This window comes from Sphingopyxis alaskensis RB2256, assembly GCF_000013985.1.
Lineage (GTDB): Bacteria > Pseudomonadota > Alphaproteobacteria > Sphingomonadales > Sphingomonadaceae > Sphingopyxis > Sphingopyxis alaskensis.
Map to the genome: position 1 here is coordinate 2,083,505 of NC_008048.1, position 21,397 is coordinate 2,104,901.

At 68.3% G+C, this 21,397-nt stretch carries 19 protein-coding genes and 1 pseudogene; 9 read left to right on the forward strand and 11 right to left on the reverse strand.

Annotation, left to right across the window (positions count from 1 at the left end; genetic code table 11):
- Positions 1-37: 37 nt before the first annotated feature.
- A complete protein-coding gene (locus SALA_RS10040; protein WP_011542263.1) occupies positions 38-1,027 on the reverse strand; it encodes a dipeptide epimerase in 990 nt (329 codons plus the stop codon).
- 24 nt (positions 1,028-1,051) lie between these two features.
- Between SALA_RS10040 and SALA_RS10045 the strand changes: the two genes are divergently transcribed.
- From SALA_RS10045 to SALA_RS10075, 7 genes are all read left to right on the forward strand, one after another.
- Positions 1,052-1,447 carry a YkvA family protein gene (locus SALA_RS10045; RefSeq protein ID WP_011542264.1) on the forward strand — a complete coding sequence of 132 codons (396 nt, stop codon included), beginning with the start codon at positions 1,052-1,054 and terminating at the stop codon, positions 1,445-1,447.
- Positions 1,448-1,548: 101 nt separating this feature from the next.
- Positions 1,549-3,708 (forward strand): prolyl oligopeptidase family serine peptidase, encoded by a 2,160-nt coding sequence (locus tag SALA_RS10050; RefSeq protein ID WP_011542265.1) that lies wholly within the window; start codon positions 1,549-1,551, stop codon positions 3,706-3,708.
- Between the two features lies 1 nt (position 3,709).
- Positions 3,710-4,195, forward strand: a complete 486-nt coding sequence (locus SALA_RS10055) for a GAF domain-containing protein (protein WP_011542266.1) — start codon at positions 3,710-3,712, stop codon at positions 4,193-4,195.
- A gap of 386 nt (positions 4,196-4,581) precedes the next feature.
- The gene (locus SALA_RS10060; protein ID WP_011542267.1) at positions 4,582-5,373 is read left to right on the forward strand and encodes a glycine zipper 2TM domain-containing protein; all 792 of its coding nucleotides are present in this window, start codon (positions 4,582-4,584) and stop codon (positions 5,371-5,373) included.
- Positions 5,374-5,584: 211 nt separating this feature from the next.
- A complete protein-coding gene (locus SALA_RS10065; RefSeq protein ID WP_011542268.1) occupies positions 5,585-6,115 on the forward strand; it encodes a hypothetical protein in 531 nt (176 codons plus the stop codon).
- Positions 6,116-6,274: 159 nt separating this feature from the next.
- The gene (locus SALA_RS10070) at positions 6,275-8,125 is read left to right on the forward strand and encodes a gamma-glutamyltransferase family protein (RefSeq protein WP_041383238.1); all 1,851 of its coding nucleotides are present in this window, start codon (positions 6,275-6,277) and stop codon (positions 8,123-8,125) included.
- A gap of 168 nt (positions 8,126-8,293) precedes the next feature.
- The gene (locus SALA_RS10075) at positions 8,294-8,728 is read left to right on the forward strand and encodes a PilZ domain-containing protein (RefSeq protein WP_011542270.1); all 435 of its coding nucleotides are present in this window, start codon (positions 8,294-8,296) and stop codon (positions 8,726-8,728) included.
- Between the two features lie 25 nt (positions 8,729-8,753).
- Here SALA_RS10075 and SALA_RS10080 read toward each other — a convergent pair whose 3' ends face one another.
- Positions 8,754-9,974, reverse strand: a complete 1,221-nt coding sequence (locus tag SALA_RS10080) for a polyhydroxyalkanoate depolymerase (RefSeq protein WP_011542271.1) — start codon at positions 9,972-9,974, stop codon at positions 8,754-8,756.
- A 174-nt stretch (positions 9,975-10,148) separates the two neighbouring features.
- On the opposite strand from SALA_RS10080, the gene SALA_RS10085 reads away from it, so the two are divergent.
- The gene (locus SALA_RS10085) at positions 10,149-11,942 is read left to right on the forward strand and encodes an ABC transporter transmembrane domain-containing protein (RefSeq protein ID WP_011542272.1); all 1,794 of its coding nucleotides are present in this window, start codon (positions 10,149-10,151) and stop codon (positions 11,940-11,942) included.
- Between the two features lie 39 nt (positions 11,943-11,981).
- The gene (locus SALA_RS10090) at positions 11,982-12,518 is read left to right on the forward strand and encodes a DUF1993 domain-containing protein (protein ID WP_011542273.1); all 537 of its coding nucleotides are present in this window, start codon (positions 11,982-11,984) and stop codon (positions 12,516-12,518) included.
- 7 nt (positions 12,519-12,525) lie between these two features.
- Here the strand turns inward: SALA_RS10090 and SALA_RS10095 are convergent, their stop codons facing one another.
- The 9 genes and pseudogenes from SALA_RS10095 to SALA_RS10135 form a co-directional block, all read right to left on the reverse strand.
- Positions 12,526-12,951, reverse strand: a complete 426-nt coding sequence (locus SALA_RS10095) for an ExbD/TolR family protein (protein WP_011542274.1) — start codon at positions 12,949-12,951, stop codon at positions 12,526-12,528.
- A gap of 226 nt (positions 12,952-13,177) precedes the next feature.
- Positions 13,178-14,299 carry an OmpA family protein gene (locus SALA_RS10100; RefSeq protein WP_011542275.1) on the reverse strand — a complete coding sequence of 374 codons (1,122 nt, stop codon included), beginning with the start codon at positions 14,297-14,299 and terminating at the stop codon, positions 13,178-13,180.
- A 130-nt stretch (positions 14,300-14,429) separates the two neighbouring features.
- Positions 14,430-14,882 (reverse strand): DUF2793 domain-containing protein, encoded by a 453-nt coding sequence (locus SALA_RS10105; RefSeq protein WP_011542276.1) that lies wholly within the window; start codon positions 14,880-14,882, stop codon positions 14,430-14,432.
- 9 nt (positions 14,883-14,891) lie between these two features.
- Complete coding sequence (locus SALA_RS10110) at positions 14,892-17,072, reverse strand: phage tail protein (protein ID WP_237700855.1); 2,181 nt, start codon at positions 17,070-17,072, stop codon at positions 14,892-14,894.
- Between the two features lie 88 nt (positions 17,073-17,160).
- Positions 17,161-17,439 (reverse strand): annotated as a pseudogene (locus SALA_RS16825) (NlpC/P60 family protein); the annotation flags it as partial.
- 34 nt (positions 17,440-17,473) lie between these two features.
- Positions 17,474-18,307, reverse strand: coding sequence for a DUF2163 domain-containing protein (locus SALA_RS10120; protein ID WP_011542278.1), 834 nt, complete (start codon positions 18,305-18,307; stop codon positions 17,474-17,476).
- The gene (locus SALA_RS10125) at positions 18,301-20,625 is read right to left on the reverse strand and encodes a DUF2460 domain-containing protein (protein WP_011542279.1); all 2,325 of its coding nucleotides are present in this window, start codon (positions 20,623-20,625) and stop codon (positions 18,301-18,303) included. The genes SALA_RS10120 and SALA_RS10125 overlap by 7 nt, the downstream gene beginning before the upstream one ends.
- Positions 20,625-21,200, reverse strand: a complete 576-nt coding sequence (locus tag SALA_RS10130; RefSeq protein WP_011542280.1) for a tail tape measure protein — start codon at positions 21,198-21,200, stop codon at positions 20,625-20,627. The genes SALA_RS10125 and SALA_RS10130 overlap by 1 nt, the downstream gene beginning before the upstream one ends.
- Positions 21,193-21,396, reverse strand: a complete 204-nt coding sequence (locus SALA_RS10135; RefSeq protein WP_041383241.1) for a phage tail assembly chaperone — start codon at positions 21,394-21,396, stop codon at positions 21,193-21,195. Before SALA_RS10135 ends, SALA_RS10130 begins: the two co-directional genes overlap by 8 nt.
- Position 21,397: the final 1 nt, after the last annotated feature.

A 21,397-nucleotide genomic window follows, 5' to 3' on the forward strand; every position in this document is an offset into this window, starting at 1 on the left:
GCGCGCCGATTTTCAAGAGGCTGATTGAGTTTGGACCCTAGCGCGGCGTGCCGATGCGGCCTTCGCGAAATTCGAACCCGCCCTCGCGGTCGCGTTCGAGCAAAGCCGGGCCGTCCAAATCGACCCAGCGCGCGCGCTGGGCGAGCACGAAAGCGGGCGCGATCGCAAGGCTGGTCGAGAGCATGCAGCCGACCATGATCGCCAGCCCCGCAGCGTCGGCCGCGTCGGCGATGCGCAGCGCCTCGGTCAGCCCGCCCGCCTTGTCGAGCTTGATGTTCACCCCGTCGTAAAAGGCGCCGATGCGCGCAACGTCGGCCGCCGTCTGGCAGCTTTCGTCGGCGACGAAGGGAATCGACGCATAAACGGGATCGAGCAGCGCGTCGGCGCCGACCGGCACCGGCTGTTCGATCATTTCAACGCCCATGTCGGCCAGTGCCTCGGCCTCTTCCAATATGTCGACCTGCGCCCAGCTTTCATTGGCGTCGACGATCAGCCGGGCGTGGGGAGCGCCCTTGCGCACGCCGGCGACGCGCAGCCGGTCGCCTTCGCCCGTCAGCTTGATCTTGAGCAGATGATAGCCGTCGGCCGCCGCCGTCGCCGCCTGTTCGGCCATCGCGCCCGGACTGCCGAGCGAGATGGTGAAGGCGGTCGTCCGTGCGGTCGGCGCGCCGTCGCAGCCCGCAAGCTGCCAGAGCCTCAGGCCACGCTGTCGCGCCTCCAGATCCCAGAGCGCGCAATCGAGCGCATTGCGCGCCGCTCCCGGCGCCATGATCTCCTGCACCGCCGCGCGCGCCTCGGCCGCGGCCATGTCGGCGACGTGCGCCGCGGCGAGCAGGATCTGGTCGCGGCACGTGGCCGCATCCTCGCCCAGATAATAAACCGGCGTCCCCTCGCCGCGCCCGATCGCGCCGCTGTCCTCGATCTCCGCGACAACGACATCGACATGATTCCTGGCGCCGCGACTGATGACGAACGAGCCCGCGACGGGCCAGCGTTCGACGCGCGCGCTTTTCAGTTGGATAGCCATGGCTAGACAGTAATGAGGGATGGCATGACCGGCAAATCCCTTTCCGAACGCATCGGCGACCTTGGCCGCCGCCTCGCGGTCGAGGCGCACACCGCCTGGCTCGCCGCGCGCGACCCGCGCGTGGCGTGGTTCGCGCGGCTGCTGGCGGTCGCGGTCGCCGCCTATGCGCTCTCGCCGATCGACCTCATCCCCGATTTCATCCCCGTGCTCGGCTGGATCGACGACCTCGTCATCCTGCCGCTCGGCCTGCTCGCGGTGCGGCGTCTGATCGCCGCGCCCTTGTGGTCCGAACTCCACGCCTTGGCCGAAACGGCGAGCGAGCGGCCCTCAAGCCGGGCGGGCATGATCCTGATCCTGCTTATCTGGGCCGCCCTGCTCGCCATCGTCTATTGGGCGGTGCGCACCTCGCCGCTGCATTAGAAGCGGCGTGCTGTATATCAAATCCGCTTGCCCCGCCCTTTTCCATCCTTACATATCGGCGCACGATAATGTCTTTTCCGGATAATGAGGATCGCCTTGCCATGCCCGCCAAACGCCTGTCCGCGCCGCTCGCGCTGGTCGCCCTTGCCTTGACCCCCACCGCAGCACAGGCGGCCGCGGCCGCGGCCGCATCGGCGCCCGCCGCCGCGCTCGCCTATCCCGACACGGCGCGCGGCGATACGGTCGATCCGCAGTTCGGCGTCGACGTCGCCGACCCCTATCGCTGGCTGGAGGACGACGTCCGCGTCAATCCGGAGGTTGCGGCGTGGGTCGAAGCGCAGAACAGGGTGACCGACGCCTATCTCGACACGCTGCCCGGTCGCGACGCCTTCCGGGCGCGGATGACTGAGCTGTACGATTATGAACGCTTCGGCCTGCCGACCAAGGCGGGCGCGCGCTATTTCTACACGCGCAACGACGGGCTCCAGCCGCAGTCGGTGCTCTATGTCCGCGAAGGGTTGAAAGGCGAGGGCCGCGTGCTCATCGACCCCAATCTGTGGGCCAGGGACGGTGCGACCGCGCTCGCCGAATGGGAACCGTCGGAGGATGGCAAATATCTTCTCTATGCGGTGCAGGACGGCGGCACCGACTGGCGCATCGTGCGCGTCAAGGATGTCGCGACGGGGCAGGACCTGCCCGACGAGGTGCGCTGGGTGAAGTTTTCGGCGCTCGACTGGGCAAAGGACGGCAGCGGCTTTTACTATTCGCGCTTCCCGGAGCCAAAGGAGGGCGAAGCCTTCCAGTCGCTCAACGAAAATCACGCCGTCTATTTCCACCGCCTCGGCACGCCGCAAAGCGCCGATGTGCTGATCCACGCGACGCCCGACAAGCCCAAGCTCAACAACAGCGCACTCGTCACCGACGATGGCGACTATCTGCTTGTCGTCTCGTCCGAAGGGACCGACGAACGCTATGGCCTGACGCTGCATCCGCTCGGCAGGCCGGGGGCGAAGCCGATCGTCCTTGTCGACGATTATGCGAACAACTGGGAATATGTGACCAACGCGGGAACGCGCTTCACTTTCCTCACCAACAAGGGCGCGCCGCGCGGCCGCCTCGTTTCGTTCGACATCCGCAAGCCGGACAAACTCACCGAACTCGTCGCCGAAAACCCCGCCACGCTCGTCGGCGCCTCGCGCGTCGGCGACCGCATCATCCTCTCCTATCTTGGCGACGCCAAGTCGGAAGCGCGCATGGTCGCACTGAACGGCGAGCCGATCGCGAACATCAACCTCGCCGACATCGGCGCGGCGTCGGGGTTCGGCGGCAAGTCGAGCGACCCCGAAACCTTCTATGCCTTTTCCAGCTTTGCGCGGCCGACGACCATCTATCGCTTCGACACCGAAACCGGAAATAGCGAGATTTTCGCCGAACCCAGGCTGACCTTCAACCCTGCCGATTTCAGCGTCGAGCAACGCTTCTATAAATCAAAGGACGGCACCGAAGTGCCGATGTTCCTCGTGATGAAAAAGGGCCTCGACCGCAGCAAGGGCTCGCCGACGCTGCTTTACGGCTATGGCGGCTTCAACGTCTCGCTGACCCCAGGCTTTTCGCCGACGCGGCTCGCGTGGGTCGACAAGGGCGGCGTGCTCGCGATCGCGAACCTGCGGGGCGGCGGCGAATATGGCAAGGCGTGGCACGACGCCGGCCGCCTTGCGAACAAGCAGAATGTCTTCGACGATTTCATCGCCGCGGGCGAATATCTGATCGCCGAGGGCATCACCGGCAAGGGTCAGCTTGCGATCGAGGGCGGATCGAACGGCGGCCTGCTCGTCGGCGCCGTCACCAACCAGCGCCCCGACCTGTTCGCCGCGGCGCTGCCTGCGGTCGGCGTGATGGACATGCTGCGCTTCGACCGCTTCACTGCGGGTCGTTACTGGGTCGACGATTATGGCTATCCGTCGAAGGAGGCCGATTTCCGGAACCTGCTCAGCTATTCGCCCTACCACAATATCCGCAGCGGCGTGGCCTATCCGGCGGTGCTGGTGACGACCGCCGACACCGACGACCGCGTCGTGCCGGGGCACAGTTTCAAATATACCGCCGCGCTCCAGCACGCGAAGGCGGGCAGCAAGCCGCACCTCATCCGCATCGAAACGCGCGCGGGCCATGGCAGCGGCAAGCCGACCGACAAGATCATCGCCGAGGCCGCCGACAAATATGCCTTTGCGGCGAAATGGACCGGGCTGGACGTCGAATAGGATGAGCTACACCCTCTCCTTCACCGCCACCGAGGCCGCCGAGCGGTGGGCCGAGGCGGGCGAGGCTGCGGCGGCGCTCGTCGCAGGCGAGCATGACGGGATCGCCAACATGGCGAATGTCGCCGCGCTGATCTGGCAGGCGATCCCCGACCTCAACTGGGCCGGATTTTATCGTTTCGACGGGCAGGAACTGGTGCTCGGCCCGTTCCAGGGCAAGGCGGCGTGCATCCGGATTCCGCTCGACAAGGGCGTGTGCGGCGCCGCCGCGCGGTTGCGCGCGACGCAGCGCGTCGAGGATGTCCACGCCTTTCCGGGCCATATCGCGTGCGACGCGGACAGCCGCAGCGAACTCGTCGTGCCCGTGATCGCGAACGACCGGCTGGTCGGTGTGCTCGACCTCGACAGCCCGCTGCCCGCGCGCTTCACCGCCGCCGATCAGGCGGGCGCCGAGGCGCTGGTCGCGCGCATCGCGGGGGCGCTGGCGTGAGGCAGCGATGGCGGTGCCGACAGGGGAATCCAGCATCAGGTGATGGCCACTTTGGGGTGGTTACCAGCCATCGCCCTCTCCCCTTCAGGGGAGAGGATAGCGCAGCTTGCTCCGTCAGGAGCTAGCGAAGCTTGGAGAGGGGAACACCGCCAGTCCCCTCTCAACTCCGGCTAGCCAGCAAGCTGGCAAGCCTGCGTATCCCTCCCCTGAAGGGGAGAGAGCAACTTCCCTAAACGTCCGTTTTCGATCGTCGACCGCCCTCCAGCCCCTCGCATATGCCCCAAATCGGGACGCTACACTTACAGTTAACGGATTCGCGAATCCGCGCCCTTTTTGATAACAACTTGTTAACCAATCGGTTCGTGCCGGGGAACAGGGAGTTAGGCATGCGCACCATCTTGCTATTGGGTCTGGCTGCGGGGTCGTTGCTGCTGACAGGGCGTGCGGGCGCCGAACCGCCCGCTCTCGACTATGGCGTGCCCGCCGATCCCGACGCGCGCGTTTACACGGGGCATCCCGACCGCGTGCCAAGCGAGACCGAATATCGCCGCATCAGCGGCTATGATGCCGAGGGGCGCTGGACGGGCACCTGGGACGGCACCTATGAAACGCCCGACGGCCGCCGTTACGAGGGCCGCTACGAAGGCACGGTCGAAAGCCATGGCGCGCCCTATCCGCCGCCGCCGCATGGTTATTTCTGGCATCACGGCGGTTATGATCCGCAATATGAAGCCGAAATGGAACGCCGCTGTGGCCGGGGGGGCACAGTGGGCGGCGCGGTTGTCGGTGGTGTCGTGGGGGGCATCGCCGGCAACCGCATCGCCGGGCGCGGCAACCGCACCGAAGGCACGCTGATCGGCGGCGGGCTGGGCGCGCTCGCGGGCAGCGCGATCGGCAGCGCCGAAGACAAGAAGAAGTGCGAACAATGGTGGGCCGGTCGCGGCGCGTATCGCGGCGGCTATACGACGAGCGTGCATCACGGCGGCTATGGTTATGGCTATGGTTGGTACGCGCCGGGCGTCGTCGTCACGACGATCATCAACGGCGCGCCCGTCGTCACCGAAACGGTCGAGACGACGACGCGCACCTATTATGAAGATGTGCCGGTGCGCAAACGCCATGTGGCGAAGAAAAAGTGGAAGCCGAAACCCAGGCCGAAGCCGCGCTGCGTCTGTTGATAACCCGCAAGATCTGGTCATCCGTGCCGGTCGCGAAAGCCCGTTTCCCACTGGGAGGCGGGCCTTTTGCCCGTTCGCAAGTCTGAACGCCAGCCAACCCAGGCTGAACGCCGGATAAGCGCGGGGTTCAGCGCCGCGTCACCGCCGTCCCGCTAAACCCTCATCAACAGGCCGCAACACGCCGCCTGCGCTTGTTTGAGGAGACCGAACCATGGCTATCAAGGCCAATCTGACCAAGGCTGCAATCGGCGCGGCCACCGTCGGCGCGATGGTGATGAGCGCGAGCCCCGCGATGGCGCGCGACCGGCACGACCGCGACGGGATCAGCGCGGGCGAGATCATCGCCGGGGCCGTCGTGCTCGGCGGCCTCGCGGCGATCCTGTCGTCGGACAATGATCGCTACGACCGTTACGACCGACATGATTATCGCTATCGCGACCGCTACGGCGACCCGCGTTATGGCTATGGCTATGACTATCGTCGCTATGGCAACAGCCGCAGCGCGGTTCGCCAGTGCGTCAATGCCGTCGAATATGGCAGCCGCCGCTATGGCCGAACCGACGTCACCGAGGTGACGAGCATCGACCGAAAGCGGCACGGTTACAGGGTCAAGGGGCGCGTTGTGGTGCGCGACGGCTATGGCGGCCGCTGGGGCCGCGGCGGATATTATGACCGCGGCAAGTTCACCTGCGACGTCCGCTACGGCCGCGTCGACGACATCAGATTGTCGGGCCTGCGCTGACATCCCGACCCATGACACGCAGCCCGCCCGTGCCCCGGCACGCGGCGGGCCCTTGGTTCGCCCGCACCCTGCTTGCGCCACGAACAGACGTCGACTCCGGTCTTGCCATGCTGCCGCCATCCCGCAACAGTGGACTTTTCACATAAGGGATCCCAGTCCATGCGTCGCCGCACACTCCTCACCGCCGTCCCCGCCGCCGCGCTGATACCGACAGCTGGCTTCGCGGAGGGCAGAAAGCCCAAGGCCGCGCCCGCGGCCGCCAGGCCGGACAAGACCACTCCGCCGGTGTGGGAATCGGGTGCCGACCGGTTCGTGCGCCCCGACGTCCATGCCGGCGACCGCCCGGTCGGTGCGAGCTTTGCGTCGCGCACCGCCGTTTATGGCCTCAGCGGCGCGGTGGGCACCGCGCACCCGCTCGCGACGCAGGCGGGGATCGACATGCTGAGGCGCGGCGGGTCGGCGGTCGACGCCGCGATCGCAATCAATGCGTGCCTCGGCCTGCTCGAACCCACCGCGAACGGCATCGGCGGCGACGTCTATGCGATGATATGGGATCCCAGGACAAAGAAGCTGGCGGGGCTGGCCGGGTCGGGGAAAAGCCCGCGCGGGCTGGATCTCGCGACGGTTCGGTCGCGCGCGCGCGGCGGCACCCTGCCCGCCTATGGCGCGATTACCGTGTCGGTTCCCGGCACGGTCGACGGCTGGTGGACGATGCACCAGCGCTACGGCAAGCTGCCGTGGAAGGAACTGTTCGAGCCCGTCATCGCGCACGCCGAGGTGGGCGCGCCCGTGCCCGACATGATCGCCTATTATATGCGGCGCAGCCTTGCCGGATTCCGCCAGCCGGGCCGCGGGATCGAAGAGATCGACAATGCGCTGCGCACCTGGGGCCTGAACGACGGCAAGGGACCGATGGCGGGGCAGGTGTTCCGTAACCCCGACCTTGCGCGCACCTTCCGCCTGATTGCCGAAGGCGGGCGCGACGCCTTTTACGAGGGTGAAATCGCGCGGACGATCGATGCCTATTTCAAACGGATCGGCGGCTGGCTGCGCTACGAGGATCTGGCCGCGCATCGATCCGAATGGATCGAGCCGCACAAGACCGCCTATCGCGGCACCGACGTTTATGCGCTGGGCGCCAACACCCAGGGCATCGCGACCTTGCAGATGCTCAATATCCTCGAACATTTCGACCTGAAGGGCGCGGGATTCCAGTCGGCGCTGTCGATTCACCTGCAGGCGGAGGCGAAGCGCCTCGCCTATGAAGACCGCGCGCGCTATTATGCCGATCCGCACTTTGCCAGGGTGCCGGTCGAATGGCTGATTTCAAAGGACTATGCCGCCGAACGCGCAAAGCTGATCCGCCCCGACCGCCTGCTCACCCCCGTCCATCCGGGGCAAGCGCCGAGCCATGGCGACACGACCTATTTCAGCTGCGCCGACAAGGACGGGATGATGGTGTCGATGATCCAGTCGAACTTCCGCGGCATGGGGTCGGGGCTGGTTGCCGACGGCCTCGGCTTCATGTTCCAGGACCGTGGGCAATTGTTCAGCCTTCAGGATGGGCATCCGAACATCTACGCGCCCGGAAAGCGGCCGTTCCAGACGATCATCCCCGGCTTTGCAGCGCGCGGCGACGTGCCGTGGATGAGTTTCGGCGTGATGGGCGGCGACATGCAGCCACAAGGACAGACGCAGATCATCGTGGGCCGCGTCGATTACGGGCTCGAAATCCAGTCGGCGGGCGACTCGCCGCGCTGGCATCACGAGGGATCGTCCGAAACGATGGGCGAGGATGCGGCGGGCCTTGGCCCGAACGGCCTCTTGCGGCTCGAAAGCGGCGTGCCCGATGCAAGTCGGCGACGGCTGGCCGAGATCGGCTGGACGCTGGGCGAATCCGATGGCGGGTTCGGACGCTATCAATGCGTCGAACATCGGATGGACGGCGATACGCGCGTTTACGCCGCGGCGAGCGAAATGCGCGCCGACGGATGTGCGCTCGCCTATTGAAACTGGCGGGCGGAAACCCGCTCGTTTCGGCGCGGCCTCACCTCCCCCCTCCGCCAAAATTATCGAACACGATATACGAATATTTACCTTCTTCCTTTAGGGGATTCTTCGGGACCAATTGAATAAACCGTCCGAGGTGGGAGTCGGGCGGCAGATACTGAGTCGCGCATGTCCTATTCCGAGGCCAACCCCGCCTCACCCCCGCCGGAGGAAAAGCGCCAGCCACGGCAGTCGCGGCTGGTGAAAGCGGCGCTCGCCTGTCAGCGGCTGGGGCGCTTCGATGTCACGCTGCGCAATGTGTCGCTGACCGGAATCGGCGGACAAGGGCCGCATATGCTGCAAATCGGCGAGCGAATGAGCGTGTTCCTGCCGGGGCATCAGCCGATGCTGGGCACGGTGCGCTGGGTCGCGGGAACGCGCTTCGGCATCCAGACCGACCGCGAGATTGAAACCGTCCGGCTGCGCGCGGCGCATGACGATCAACTCATTCCGGCCGACAGCCGCCTCGATTTCCAGATCGTGCCGCCGCCGCAAATCGACACCTGGCGACCCGGCCTGACCCGCGCCACCAACCTGCCGGGGCATCTCGGACGGAGACGCTAGAGCGGCTGGCAGCCCCGTCGATCCGTCAGCCGCCGTGCGCGCGGATCCATTGCTCGACCACCGGCGCAATCTCCTCGCGCCACTTGCGGCCGTTGAAAATGCCATAATGGCCCACTCCCCTGGCCAGCAGATATTTCTTCCGTTCCGCAGGCAGTGCCCTGGCCAGCGTCAGCGCCGCCTTGGTCTGGCCGATCCCCGAAATATCGTCGCGCTCGCCCTCGATCGCCAGGATCGCAATATCCTCGATCGCTGCGATGTCCACCAGCTCGCCGCGGTGCTCGAACGCGCCCCTGGGCAGCAGGTGGCGCTGGAACACGGCATCGACCGTCTGCAAATAAAATTCGGCGGTCATGTCGCACACCGCGCGATACTCGTCATAGAATTCCTTGGTCTTGTCGGCGCTTTCGCCGTCGCCATCGACCAGATGTTTGAACATCTCCCAATGGCTCATCATATGGTTGCCAAGGTTCATCGACATGAAACCGGCAAGCTGCAGGAAGCCCGGATAGACGCACCGCCCCGCTCCCGGATAATAGGCCGGAACGGTCGCGATGACATTTTCCTGGAACCAGGCATAGGGGCGCGTGGTCGCATGTTCGTTCACCGCGGTCGGCGCCTTGCGCGTGTCGATCGGCCCTCCCATCATCGTCAGCGTCTTCGGACGGCATTGATGCCTGTTCGCCGCCATGATCGCCGCGGCGGCCAGGCTCGGCACCGATGGCTGGCACACCGCAAGCATGTGCGCGCCCGGCCCGATATGCTCCAGCCAGGCGATCAGATAGTCGATATAATCGTCGAGGTCGAACCGGCCCGCTTCCAGCGGCACGTTGCGCGCATCGCGCCAGTCGGTGATCCACACGTCGTGGCCGGGCAGCATCCGTTCGACCGTCCCGCGCAGCAGCGTCGCATAATGGCCCGACATCGGTGCGACGATCAGCAGCCTGGGCGCATCTTTCGCGCCCTTGTGCTTGAAATGCTTGAGCTGGCCAAAGGGCCTCCGCGCCTCGATCGCCTCGGTCACGCGCACCGTCTCGCCATCGACGGTCGTTTCGTACAGCTCGAACCCCGGCTTGCCGCGCGGCGCAGCGGCGTGGGCAAAGACCTCGAGCGCCGAGGCAAACATCGGGCTGCCGCTGAAATAGCCGAGTGGATTCGCGGGGTGCTGCATCACCTGCGCGCCCGCGGTCGCCAGCGCGCTGGCGCCTGCCAGCCAGTTCTTCTGCATGTCAAAGGCGTGATACAGCATCTATCGAGATTTCCTTGGTCCGGTCGGACGCTCTTCCGGCGCCCCGTTGCCGCGCAGTCTAGGCCTTGATCGCCATTGTGCAACGCATCATTTCGTTCAGCTTCACGGCGTTTGAAGCCGAAGCCGCATTCTGCGGCGTTGAGCGCGCCTCACCCCGCTGCTAGGGCCGACGCCATGGCCAGCCAATCCGACCAGCCCGCCGCGAAAGCCGGACCCAGCCGCAAGCTCGGCAGTCTGCGCATGGTGTGGCACTATGCCAGCCGCTACCCGCTGCAACTCGCGGTCGCCGCGGTCGCGCTTGGCATTGCGGCGCTCGCGACACTCGCAATCCCCTGGCAGTTCAAGGAAATGATCGACAGCGGCTTCATCGCGGGCGGCGGCGACGTCGCCCCGCATTTCCGGCTGTTTTACGCCATCGTCGTTGCGCTGGCGCTGGCGACTGCGCTGCGCTTCTATTTCGTCAGCTGGCTCGGCGAACGCACCGTCGCCGACATCCGCCAGGCGGTGCAACGCAACCTGCTCCGCCTCGCCCCCGGATTTTTCGAGGAAAACCGCCCGTCCGAAATCGCCTCGCGCATGACCGCGGACACTGCGATCATCGAACAGGTCGTCGGCACGACCGTCTCGGTCGCGCTCCGCAACATGGTGATGGGGATCGGGGGCATCGCCTATCTGTTCAGCCTCTCGCCGAAGCTCACGGCGGGCATATTGCTGGGGATTCCGGTCATCATCCTGCCGATCGTACTCCTCGGTCGGCGGCTCCAGAAAGTGTCGCGCATCAGCCAGGATCGGGTGGCCGACATCGGCGCGACTACCGCCGAACAGATGGGCGCGATGAAGATTGTCCAGGCGTTCGGGCAGGAGGCGCGCGAGGCCGACCGCTTCGCCGCCGCGGTCGAAGCCAATTTCGCGACCGCCAAGCGCCGCATCCGCCTGCGCGCGATCATTACCGCGACGGTCATCGGCCTCCTCTTCGGCGCGATCACAACGCTGCTGTGGTACGGGGCGGAGGGCGTGGCAACGGGCACGATCACCGGCGGCACCATCGCCGCCTTCGTGCTCACCGGCGGCCTCGTTGCCGGCGCGTTCGGCGCCCTGACCGAGGTATATGGCGACCTGCTCCGCGCCGCCGGCGCCGCCGAGCGGCTCAGCGAGCTTCTGAACGCCGAGGCGACCATCGCGCCGCCCGCGCACCCGCGCACATTCCCCGACCCGCCCATCGGCACGCTCGAGTTTCGCGGCGTCGAGTTCCGCTATCCGACGCGCCCCGATGCGCCGGCGCTCCATGATTTCAGTCTCGCAATCCGCCCGCGCGAAACCGTTGCGATCGTCGGCCCCTCGGGCGCAGGCAAATCGACGCTCTTTCAGCTCGCCGAGCGCTTCTACGATCCGCAGGCGGGACAGATTCTGCTCGACGGGGTGCCGCTCGTCGATGCCGATCCCGCCGACATCCGCGCGCGTGTCGCGATGGTGCCTCAGGAAACGGTCATCTTCGCGGCCTCGGCGCGCGACAATCTGCGCTACGGCAACTGGGCCGCCAGCGACGAGGATCTGTGGGCCGCCGCGCGCGCCGCCAATGCCGAGGAGTTCCTCCGCAAGCTGCCGCAAGGTCTCGACACATTCATGGGAGAGGGCGGCGCGCGCCTCTCCGGCGGCCAGCGCCAGCGCGTCGCGATCGCGCGCGCGCTGCTGCGCCGCGCGCCGCTGTTGCTGCTCGACGAAGCGACGTCGGCGCTCGACGCCGAATCCGAAAAGCTTGTTCAGGACGCGCTCGAAACGCTGATGCACGACCGCACCACCGTCGTCATCGCGCACCGTCTCGCCACCGTCCGCGCCGCCGACCGCATCGTCGTGATGGACGAAGGGCGGATCGTCGAAGAGGGGCGCCACGACGACCTTGTCGCCGCCGACGGCCTTTATGCCCGCCTCGCGCGTCTTCAGTTTCAGGACAGTCTGACCGCGGCCTGATTGGCACACCGCGTCCAACTCCCCAGCGAAGGATCAACGATGCTCTACGACATGACCGTGCCCGCTTACGTCAACGGATTGAATGCCCTCTCCGCCCAGCTCGACAAGGCACGTGCCTGGGGCGCCGACAATGGCGTTGGCGAACAGCAGCTGCTGGCGGCCCGCCTCGCGCCCGACATGTTCCCGCTCGCGGCACAGATCCGCTTCGCCTGCATGCAGGCGGTCCAGCCCGCGACGCGCCTCGGCGCAGCGGGTGCGCCCGGCTTTGCTGAGGACGGCGCCGATTTCGCCGCGCTCCAGGCGCAAATCGCCGACGCGCTCGCCTGGCTCGGAGGGATCGACCGGTCGAGCGTCGAGGGCGAGGCGGACCGGCCGGTCAGCTTCGACCTGCCCAACGGAATGGTCTTCGACATGACCGCCCTCACCTATGTTCGCGACTGGGCGCAGCCGCAGTTTTATTTCCATCTCGTTGCCGCCTATGCCATCCTGCGGCATATGGGAGCGCCGCTCGGCAAGGCCGATTACGTCGGCTATATGATGGCCTATCTCCGCCCCGGAACGGCGCCGACGGGCTGAAGTGCGATCAGATCAGGTCGCGATAGCCGTCGATCCCCGGAAAGGCGATTGTCGTCCCGCCGTTGCGGCGGATCGCGCCGATCGCCTGATCGACGCGCAGGTAACGCGCCCGCGCATCGGGCTCGAACAGCAATGTGACCGGTTCGGCCCGGTCGGCGGACGCCTTCACCAACTGCCCCAGCTGCGCCAGGTCGACCGCCTCGCCATTCCAGCGGATCACATCGGCCCGGTCGATGCTGATGCGATTTTCTTCGTGGATTTCCGCCGACCCCGGTTCGGTTCCCGGCAGGCTTACGTCGACGCTGTGCGTCGGCGGCGGGATGGTGATGACGAACATCACGAGCATGACCAGCATCACGTCGATCAGCGGCGTCGTGTTGATCAGCGGGCTGGCATTGGGGTTGGTACGAAAAATGCTGCGGCGTCGGCGCATCGTCTCTCTCCCGGTCGATCGGGGTATCGCGGCCGATGGTCGGGCGATCCCCCGTTCAAAGACGCCAAAGGCACGGCGTCGATGTAACGTTATAACATTGACGACGAAAGACAAGTCGCAATCGCGCGCGGCGAAAAGCAGCAGAAGCGTGGGCCATAAAGAAAGGGCGGCACCTTCCGGTACCGCCCTTCTTTTCTTCCAGTCCCGTCGGGGATGGAAACCGGTCTTACATGCCCGAGTTCGGACCGTAAGTGATTTCCACGCGACGGTTCTGGTCGTTGCGGACGCCGTCGGCGGTCGCAACGGCCGGACGGGTTTCGCCGAACGCCTGCGCGCTGATCGAACCATCCGAGATACCGCGAGCGGTCAGATAGCTGCGAACCGCATCGTTGCGGCGTTCCGACAGGCCGACGTTGTAGCGGGCCGAACCCGAACGGTCGGCGTGACCGGCGAGCATGATCTGCGTGCCCGTGCAACCACGGTTATAGGCGCTGATCGCATTGTCGAGCGTCGAAGCCGCTTCCGGCGTGATGTTCGACTGATCCCAGTCGAAATACACGATGTACGGCCCAGGCGCGCATTCCACGACCGGCGGCGGCGGCGGAGGCGGCGGGGGCGGCGGGGGCGGCGGGGGCGGCGGAGGCGGCGGCGGAGGCGCCACCGGCTCCGGAGCGCCGCCGAAGTTGTACGTCAGCGTGCCGAGGATCGAGTGCGAGCGGAAGCGCGTCGAAACGTCGCGACCGGCCTGATCCACCAGATCGACATTGTCGGCGTTGAAGAAGCGATACTTCAGGCCGACGTCCCAGTTGCTGCTGAGCGGCGCGCGGACGCCCGCGATCGCCTGCCAGGCAAAGCCCGTGTCCGAATCGTCGAGGAACGGACCGGCAAAGACGGGTTCGACCGACACGCGGGCGACACCGGCGCCACCGCCGACAAAGCCCTGCAGGCCGTCGTCGTCGCCGAAGTCGAGCATGCCGTTGACCATGAAGCTGAGCGCGTTCGAATCGCCGTTCAGGTCGGTCGAGCCGGTGAACAGCGTACCCGCGCCCGATGCCGTCTGCGGGATGCCGGGGTTGCCGAAACGGCCCGACTTGATGTCGGCTTCACGGAAGCCGACTTCGACTTCGGCACGGAACCCGCCGAAGTCATAACCGACGGTGCCTTCGAAATCATAGCCCGCGCGATGGTCGAGCGACCCGGCATTGTTGAAGGTGCCGATATCGAGATCAATGTCTTCGACGAGCATTGCGCCCGCGCCAACACCGACATACCAGGAATCGTCGCGCGCCATGGACGGCGACGCGAGGGTGGTGGAGGCCAACGCCACAGCGACGGCAAGCTTCCTCATAATAATTCCCCTTTCAATTTGAGATATACGTCTCGCCAGACGTCCTACTCGCCGCTTTGGTTCCGTGCAAGCTAACAAATCGTCAATCTGTTGCCAAAAAGTCGCACTCTCGCCGTCAAAAAACACAAAATCAGCCTGAAATCATAAGACCCTGCGCCTCGAGGCTGGCGAGCAGCGCGACCAGCGCCGCCCGTGCCTCCACATCGATCACGCCGCCCCCGCCGGGTGGGTCGATCGTCGCCGGCGCCACCCACATGCCGCCATGAAAGCAAAGCCATGCGCCATCGCTCAGCCGGACAATCCGCATGCCTTCGCGCGCGGCAACGAACCGCCAGCCGCCGCCGGTCCACAGCGCGATCGCGCCGTCCTGCCCCTCCCACGCGCCGGTCGGCGCCGTCCCGACGATCCAGCCCTGCCCCGGCGTCGGCGTTCCGGGCGGCGTGGAAAGCGGGCCGTCCTCGACGGCGGGGTGCAGCAGCGCGTCGAGCAGCGTCAGCGCCTCATTGTGCGTCACCTCCTTTTGCGCCTGCGCGACGGCAAGCAGCGGCAGGCCAAATCGCGGCGTCGCGAGCGTGTCGGTCATCCTGTCCTCCTATGTCAGCGGTATGAAAAGCGGCGGCGACAGCGCGAAATCGCCGACCTGCCGAACCTCCAGCGCCGTCCCCGGCGGCACGGTCGCCAGTTCGCCCGCCGCGATTGCCAGAACGGGCGATGAAAGCTCCCATGGCCCGATGCCGGGCACGGGGGGCGCCAGCGCGACGCGCCACGCCTCGCGGTTTTCGCCGACGGGCAGATCGACCTGGTCGCGCCATCCGGTATCGACCCGGCTGCGCCGCACCCAGCCTGCGGTCGCCCCACCCGCTCCATCGGGCGATAGGCGGCCATGCACCGGCGCCAGCGGTCGCAGCGCGCGGCCCGCCATCGGCACCGCGACCTCGCTCATTGCCGTGCCGCCGCGTGCAATCCATTGCAGCACCGCCTCGCCGCTTTCGGTCCAGCCCGACAGCGTTTCGGGCAGCAGCAGCGCCGCCGAATCGTCCAGCAACACAAAGGCTTCGCCCGCATCATGGATCATCGCGTCTCGCGTCCCCGCACGCCCCCGCAACAGGTGCGACAGCCGCCACAGGCCCGGCGCCACCACCTCCGCGCGGCCGAACTGCAGCAGTTCGCTCCCCAGCATCGCGCGGTTCGCCCCGCCGAGCAGCGCCGCATCGTCGACCGATTCCAGCGTCATCGCCGGATTGGTCAGTTCGACGATCGCGGCATTGGCAAGGTCGAACAGGTCCGCGCTCCCCGCCTCGAGCGGCGCCGCCAGATGCCCCAGCGCGGCGGCGGGCCGCAGCGTCCCCGCCGCGATCGGTTCGGCGCCGGGCGCGGGAACGAACCACAGGTCGGCGCCGCGCCATCCGTCGTTGCTGCCCGCGCCCGCGACCAGCACGCGCGGCGCCGATGCGGCCGGGCTGCCGAGGTTCGGCAGGTCGAGGACGCGGATGGTCCCGGTCGCGTCGGGCCAGTCGGGCGCTCCCACGGGAACGCCGGGATCGGCCGGCAGCCCGGTCGCCGGAAGCGGCTGGTGCCGACGCAGTTCCAGCCATATCTCGTCGCCCCGGATCGTGCGTTCGGCCAGCCGCCAGCCGCTGCCATCGGCGAGCATCACCACCTGCCCCACCGTCAATGCCGCCGCCGCCAGATCGGCGCGCAGGGCCATCGTCTCGCGCCCGTCGGCCGCCGCCCCCGCGAGCCGCGCGGCCAGCGCGCGCGCCGACGCGGCGGGCAGCGCGGCGGGCAGGTCGATCCGCTCCTCACGCGCGCCGCCGCCCGCGACATGGCTTGTTTGCTGGCCCAGCTGATAATCGCGGTCCGGCTCATAATGGCGCAGCCGCATCGTGCCCGGCAGCGACGCCAGCGGCGCCCGTCGCCGCTCGGTGTCGACGGCCGCTTCCTCGCCTCGCCGTTTCTCGCGAAAATCGGCGAGCGCCACCGCCTCCCCCGCCTGGGCGGCGGGCGCGAGGCGCCAGCCGCCCGGTCCGCTGAGAAGCCGCACGCCATCGGCCTCGAACAGCGGCGTCAGCGCGTCGCGCGCGCGGTCGCCCGACGCCGCATAGCCCGAAAATCCCCAGTCGCCGCCGCACCGCACCGCATCGTCCAGCAGCCGCGCGCCGATCAGCCCCGCGTCGATGCTCCCCGCATCGGCTTCGACCTCAAAGGTCAGCGACGGGATGCGATTGCCGAAACCGCCCAGCTCCAGCTCCTCGAACACCGCATAGGCCATCCCGCGAAAGCCGCTCGCCGACGCGATCCCCAGCGCCGATGCGATCAGCGGGTCGGGCATCTGGTCCTCGCTGCCGTCGTACCAGCGAAAGGTGCAGCGCTCCCGGAACGATCCGCTCGTCCCGCGCAGCAGGTTGCCGTCCGCCCAGATGCGCCGGATCGCGCGGATCGGCCGCGACGACAGCGCGATCGCCAGCGACACCGCATAGCTATATTCGGTCGTCGAAGGCCGCCCCTTGCCGCCGCCGCGCTTCTCGCGCCGCTCGATCAGGTCGGTCGCCCAGATCACGCTGCCCGCGACGCGCATGGTCCCGAACAATTGCGGTATCTGCTGGCCATAGGTCGACGCCTGCACCTTCAGGTCGGCAAGCCGCGGCCCCTCGCGCCGCCTCGGCGCCAGGATCGCCGCATCGACCTGCTGGCCCAGCGCCGCTCCGATCGCCGCACCCACCGGCCCGCCGATCAGCCCGCCGGCCACCGTCAGCACCAAAGTCGCCATCATTGTCTCCTTGTCGCAGGCGCCATCGCGGCGCCGCGCGCACCTCGGCATCGACGGGCGCCTCGACGACGCGCCGCAACCCCGCATGGGCGTGAATCCAGCGATCGGTTCCGATCAGCCCCAGATGAAATTGCCCCGCCGGCAGGACGATCAGCGCCACATCGCCCGCTCGCGCGCGGTCGTCTGCGGACGCGAACCCCGCCGCCGCCAACGCCGCTTCGATCCGCGCCCGCGCCCAACCGCGCAGCGGATAGCCGTCAGGCCGCGCCAGCCGCACACCGGCGTCGGCATAGGCCGCCCAGACCAGCCCGACGCAATCGAGCCCCGCCGCCGGATCGCGTCCCTGAAAGCGGAACCGCGCCCCGACCATCGCCCGCGCCGCCGCGAAAGCGCGCGCGCCGACCCTATCCACCCGGATAGCGCGTCAGCAGATCATTGCCCGGCAGATGCGCCTCGCCGCGAAAATTGACCGCATTGGCAAAACGGTCGCGGCAGGTCGCCAGCCGCTTGTCGCACCCTTCGGTCAGCCGCACGCGCACCGGCGCGTCCGGTGCAAAGGGCGGCGCTTCGGCCAAATGCAACTCGGCCCCCTCGGCGGCGCTCACCGGGCTCGCCAGCCCGCAATTGGCGCCCTCGATCCACAGCAATTCGCCAAACGCCATATGCGGCGCGGCGGCATCGAGCGTCACGACGCGCCCCGCGACCGCGACAACACGCCGGGCATGCGTGCGCGGCGCCAGATCGACCCGGCACGCACGGTCGCCCAGCGTCGCGCGGCACGACGGCGACGTCGCCGGGCACACCGGCCGGTCGAGCAGCTGCGTCACGCCTTTGAGTTCGGCCGAAAACCCCGCGCCGCGCCGCTCGACCGAGCCCAGCGATCCGCGCGCGACCGTGACCGGCGCCGCTGCGGGCGCCGTCCAGTCGGTCAGGAACAGTTCCAGCTCCGCCCCGTCCCAGCGCCCGGCGTCGAGGTCGCGCGCCGCGATCGCATCGCTCGCGATCGCGCCCTCGATGTCCATCGTCGCCGCGTCCAGGCTGTCGCGCGTCTCGATCGCCGACGGTTTCATCCCCGGCGCCGCGCGATAGACCAGCCCGTCAATCAGCAGGTCGCGGTCGTGCGAGGTCAGCCCGATCGTCACCCCGTCGCGCCGCGACAGGCGCCAGCACCAGGCGAGCGTCACCAGCTCCGCGCGCAGCCAGTCGGGCGCGGCGTTCAGGCTCACCGGCGTCACCATGGCGCGCGCACCTCGACCAGCGGCACGCTCGCCAGCTCGCCCGCGAGGAAGGTCGCGCGGCTCACCTCCAGCCGGTCGTCGGCAAAGCGCACCGGCACGTCGAAGCGGAATCCCGCCCGCACTACCGCGCCCTCGGCGGGCGCCGCGTCGAGCAGCACCTCGCCTTCGCCCGTCACCAGGAACGCCGCCGTCTCGATCCCACCCACCGACACGCGCACGCTCCCCGCGACCGGCAGGCGGATCGGCCGCACCGCTTCGGCGTCGCCTTCGCCATAACGCTTCACCAGCGCAAATTGCCGCCGCACCCCGTCGCCTGTCCCCAGCCACTGATCCTCGGCGGTCGGCAGCCCGTTATCGGCGGCCGAACTGCTGTCGAACGGATCGCGAAAGCGGAACGCGCGCGCCGCGCCGCGCCGCGCGCGGAAAAACGCCGTCAGCGCGCGCACATCGGCCTCGGACCTGATCCCCGGCCCGGCGTCATAGCGCATCCGTGCCTCGGCCCATTCGCTCGCGCGCTGTTCGTGCCCCGATGGCGAGCTGACGATCTGCGTCGAAAATTCGGTCAGCGCCACCGCCTCGCGCCCGATCGCAATCGGGAAATCCACTGCATCGAACGCCTGCACCCTGTCCTCCCCATCAAAGGCCGTGAAGCCGTCGCGCGCCACCTGCGGCAGCGCCCAGATAAAGGTCCGCGCCACCCCCGCGCGCCGCGCCGCGTCGGCGGCCTCTGCGATCGCCGCCCACCGGCCGCGCTGTTCGGGCAGCAGCACGAACCCCGAAAAATAATGCTGTTCTGCAATGGGATAACCGAGCCGCAGCGCCATCGCGGCGCGCGCGCCAGCGGTCTCGCCGCTGCGCCCGCCGGTCACCCAGTCATAATCTTCTAGCTGGAGCACGTCGAACGCCGGCGCCGCCCAGCCGAGCGGCACATTGGCGCGCCGCACCTCTGCCGCCGCCGGGTCGAGCACCGTCGGCAGATAGACGAGCAAGTGGCTGACCAGCCCCGCCGCACCCGCCTCCTCCCGCGCCGCCGCGACCAGCGCGGCGGTCGAATCGGCGAGCAAGGCGCCCAGCGCATCGAGCATCGCCCGCTGCGCCGCGTCGAGCGGCCCGCGCACGTCGGCAATCGCCACGCCCGCGCCGCCCAGCGCCGCCGACGCCGCCGCGTCATAGGCGCAGATGCGCCCCCCGTCCGCGATCCACCACCAGGGCTCGCCGACCTGAAACCTGCACGCCAGCCCGGCATCGCGCCCGATCGCGACGAACGCCCGCGCGACCGCCTGCAACCAGGCCATCGCCGCCGCATTCGCCGGCGACAGCAGGGTCGAGGGCGGCTCCCACCCGGTCAGCGCGGGCGCGCCATCGGCGTCGCGCTGCTTCCAGTCCTCGGGGCAATAGGCGTCGAACAATTCATAGGACAGCGACCAGATCAGCCCCAGCCCCGCCGCCGCGCACGCGGCGGCCAAATCGCGATGCCAGGCCGCGCACGGACCGTTCAACGCGCCCGCCGACGCATCCGCGAGCAGGCCCGCGGCTGACGGCGCCAGCCGCATATAATGGCTCATCCCGACATAATGGACGACGTCGCCGCGATAGCCCAATTGCACGATCTGCCGCACCACGCGCGCCGGGGTCAGGTGATAGCAATCGTCATAGCCGTTGGTCATGCCCAGCGCCGTTTCGGGGAGCACCGCATCGCCGATCGCCAGCACCGAACCCGATCCGGTGCAGACGATGTCGCTCATCTCGGCCCAGCCCTCGACCGGCGCATCCAAATCGCCCTCGCCGCCGTCATAGGTCGGCGGCACCAGCGAAACGAACATCCTGTCGACATCCCCCGCCCACACCGGATCCGCCTCGCCGGGAAGCAGGAAACCGCCGTCGAGCGCATCGAAATCGAGCGTCACCACCGCATCCTCCGCACTCCCCTCGGCATAGTTCCACAACCGCACATACCAGGCGCGCGGATTGCCTCCCGCATCGCGCCCCTCGATCGTCAGCGTCGGGCCATGCAGCGCGTCGAGCGGCTTCACCCCGCCCGACCGCCATCGGAAAAGGAGCTGCGTGTGCCGGAAATCACGCCGCGTTTCATAGGCGAGCAGCGGGTGATCCCACCGGTCCGCCGTCTCCCAGATCAGCCCCGCCAGATCCTGCTTGCGGTAAAAGACCGCCTCGACGCGCAGCGCCCCCGGCGCCGCGCTCGTCACGCTCGCCATCATCGGCCGCGCAAAATCGACCGTCCAGAAGCGCGGGTCGAACCGCTTGATCCACCCCTTGCGATGATGCGGCTCGGCCGCCGCCACCAGGGCCCAGCCCATCAGTCCTCCCCCGCCGCCACCGCGCGCCGCACCGCGCGCGCCAGTTGCCGCCCCGTCTGCGCCAGCCGCTGCGGATCATTGCCCGCCGGCCCCTGCACATTCACCGTGATCGCGATATGCCGCGTCGCCCCGCCCGCCGCCTCGATCCGCCCGCTCGCGGTCGGCACGAACAGCTCGGGTCCGCGCTCGCCGACGCGATAGGCGCGCCCCGCGCTCACCGGCCCGCCCGTCGCGCGCCCCGGCGCCCCGAACAGCGCCATCGCGATCGACGAACCAAGCGACAGAAGCCCGCCGCCCCCGCTCGCCCCGCCGCCGCCCAGCGCCGCCCCCAGCCCGCCCGAAATCGCTGCACGCGCAATGTCGGCCATCACCGACAGCGCCAGCCGCTTCAGATCCTCGAACCCCAGCTTGCCGGTGGTGATCGCGCGCGACAGCGCCCGCTCGATCGCATTTCCCGCCTCCTCGGCGCCGGCGACCAGCGGCCCGCGCAGCTCCGCGCGCAGCGCGGCAATGTCGCGCCGGAACGCCCCCGTGTCGGCGCGCACCGCGACGACCATCTCGTCGATCTCATCCATCGGGAAATTGCTCCATCATCGCGCTCAGCGCCGCGCGGTCGAACCGGGCAGCATCGCCCGCGTCGATCCACCCCGCCAGCACCGCGCGCACATCGGCGGGCGTCGCCGCCCAGAAATCATCGGGCCGCCACCCCGCGACGCGCGCCATCAGCCCCGCCAGCGTCACCGCCGCAGGTCCCAGCCGCTCGTCCGCCACC

Coding starts and splice junctions, on each gene's coding strand:
- SALA_RS10105 (WP_011542276.1), bottom strand. CDS start 14,882: ATGACCGACACGCTCGCGACGCCGCGATTTGGCCTGCCGCTGCTTGCC.
- SALA_RS10100 (WP_011542275.1), bottom strand. CDS start 14,299: ATGAGGAAGCTTGCCGTCGCTGTGGCGTTGGCCTCCACCACCCTCGCG.
- SALA_RS10090 (WP_011542273.1), top strand. CDS start 11,982: ATGCTCTACGACATGACCGTGCCCGCTTACGTCAACGGATTGAATGCC.
- SALA_RS10065 (WP_011542268.1), top strand. CDS start 5,585: ATGGCTATCAAGGCCAATCTGACCAAGGCTGCAATCGGCGCGGCCACC.
- SALA_RS10125 (WP_011542279.1), bottom strand. CDS start 20,625: ATGGGCTGGGCCCTGGTGGCGGCGGCCGAGCCGCATCATCGCAAGGGG.
- SALA_RS10095 (WP_011542274.1), bottom strand. CDS start 12,951: ATGCGCCGACGCCGCAGCATTTTTCGTACCAACCCCAATGCCAGCCCG.
- SALA_RS10075 (WP_011542270.1), top strand. CDS start 8,294: ATGTCCTATTCCGAGGCCAACCCCGCCTCACCCCCGCCGGAGGAAAAG.
- SALA_RS10130 (WP_011542280.1), bottom strand. CDS start 21,200: ATGGATGAGATCGACGAGATGGTCGTCGCGGTGCGCGCCGACACGGGG.
- SALA_RS10050 (WP_011542265.1), top strand. CDS start 1,549: ATGCCCGCCAAACGCCTGTCCGCGCCGCTCGCGCTGGTCGCCCTTGCC.
- SALA_RS10070 (WP_041383238.1), top strand. CDS start 6,275: ATGCGTCGCCGCACACTCCTCACCGCCGTCCCCGCCGCCGCGCTGATA.
- SALA_RS10060 (WP_011542267.1), top strand. CDS start 4,582: ATGCGCACCATCTTGCTATTGGGTCTGGCTGCGGGGTCGTTGCTGCTG.
- SALA_RS10045 (WP_011542264.1), top strand. CDS start 1,052: ATGACCGGCAAATCCCTTTCCGAACGCATCGGCGACCTTGGCCGCCGC.
- SALA_RS10110 (WP_237700855.1), bottom strand. CDS start 17,072: ATGATGGCGACTTTGGTGCTGACGGTGGCCGGCGGGCTGATCGGCGGG.
- SALA_RS10080 (WP_011542271.1), bottom strand. CDS start 9,974: ATGCTGTATCACGCCTTTGACATGCAGAAGAACTGGCTGGCAGGCGCC.
- SALA_RS10055 (WP_011542266.1), top strand. CDS start 3,710: ATGAGCTACACCCTCTCCTTCACCGCCACCGAGGCCGCCGAGCGGTGG.
- SALA_RS10040 (WP_011542263.1), bottom strand. CDS start 1,027: ATGGCTATCCAACTGAAAAGCGCGCGCGTCGAACGCTGGCCCGTCGCG.
- SALA_RS10120 (WP_011542278.1), bottom strand. CDS start 18,307: ATGGTGACGCCGGTGAGCCTGAACGCCGCGCCCGACTGGCTGCGCGCG.
- SALA_RS10085 (WP_011542272.1), top strand. CDS start 10,149: ATGGCCAGCCAATCCGACCAGCCCGCCGCGAAAGCCGGACCCAGCCGC.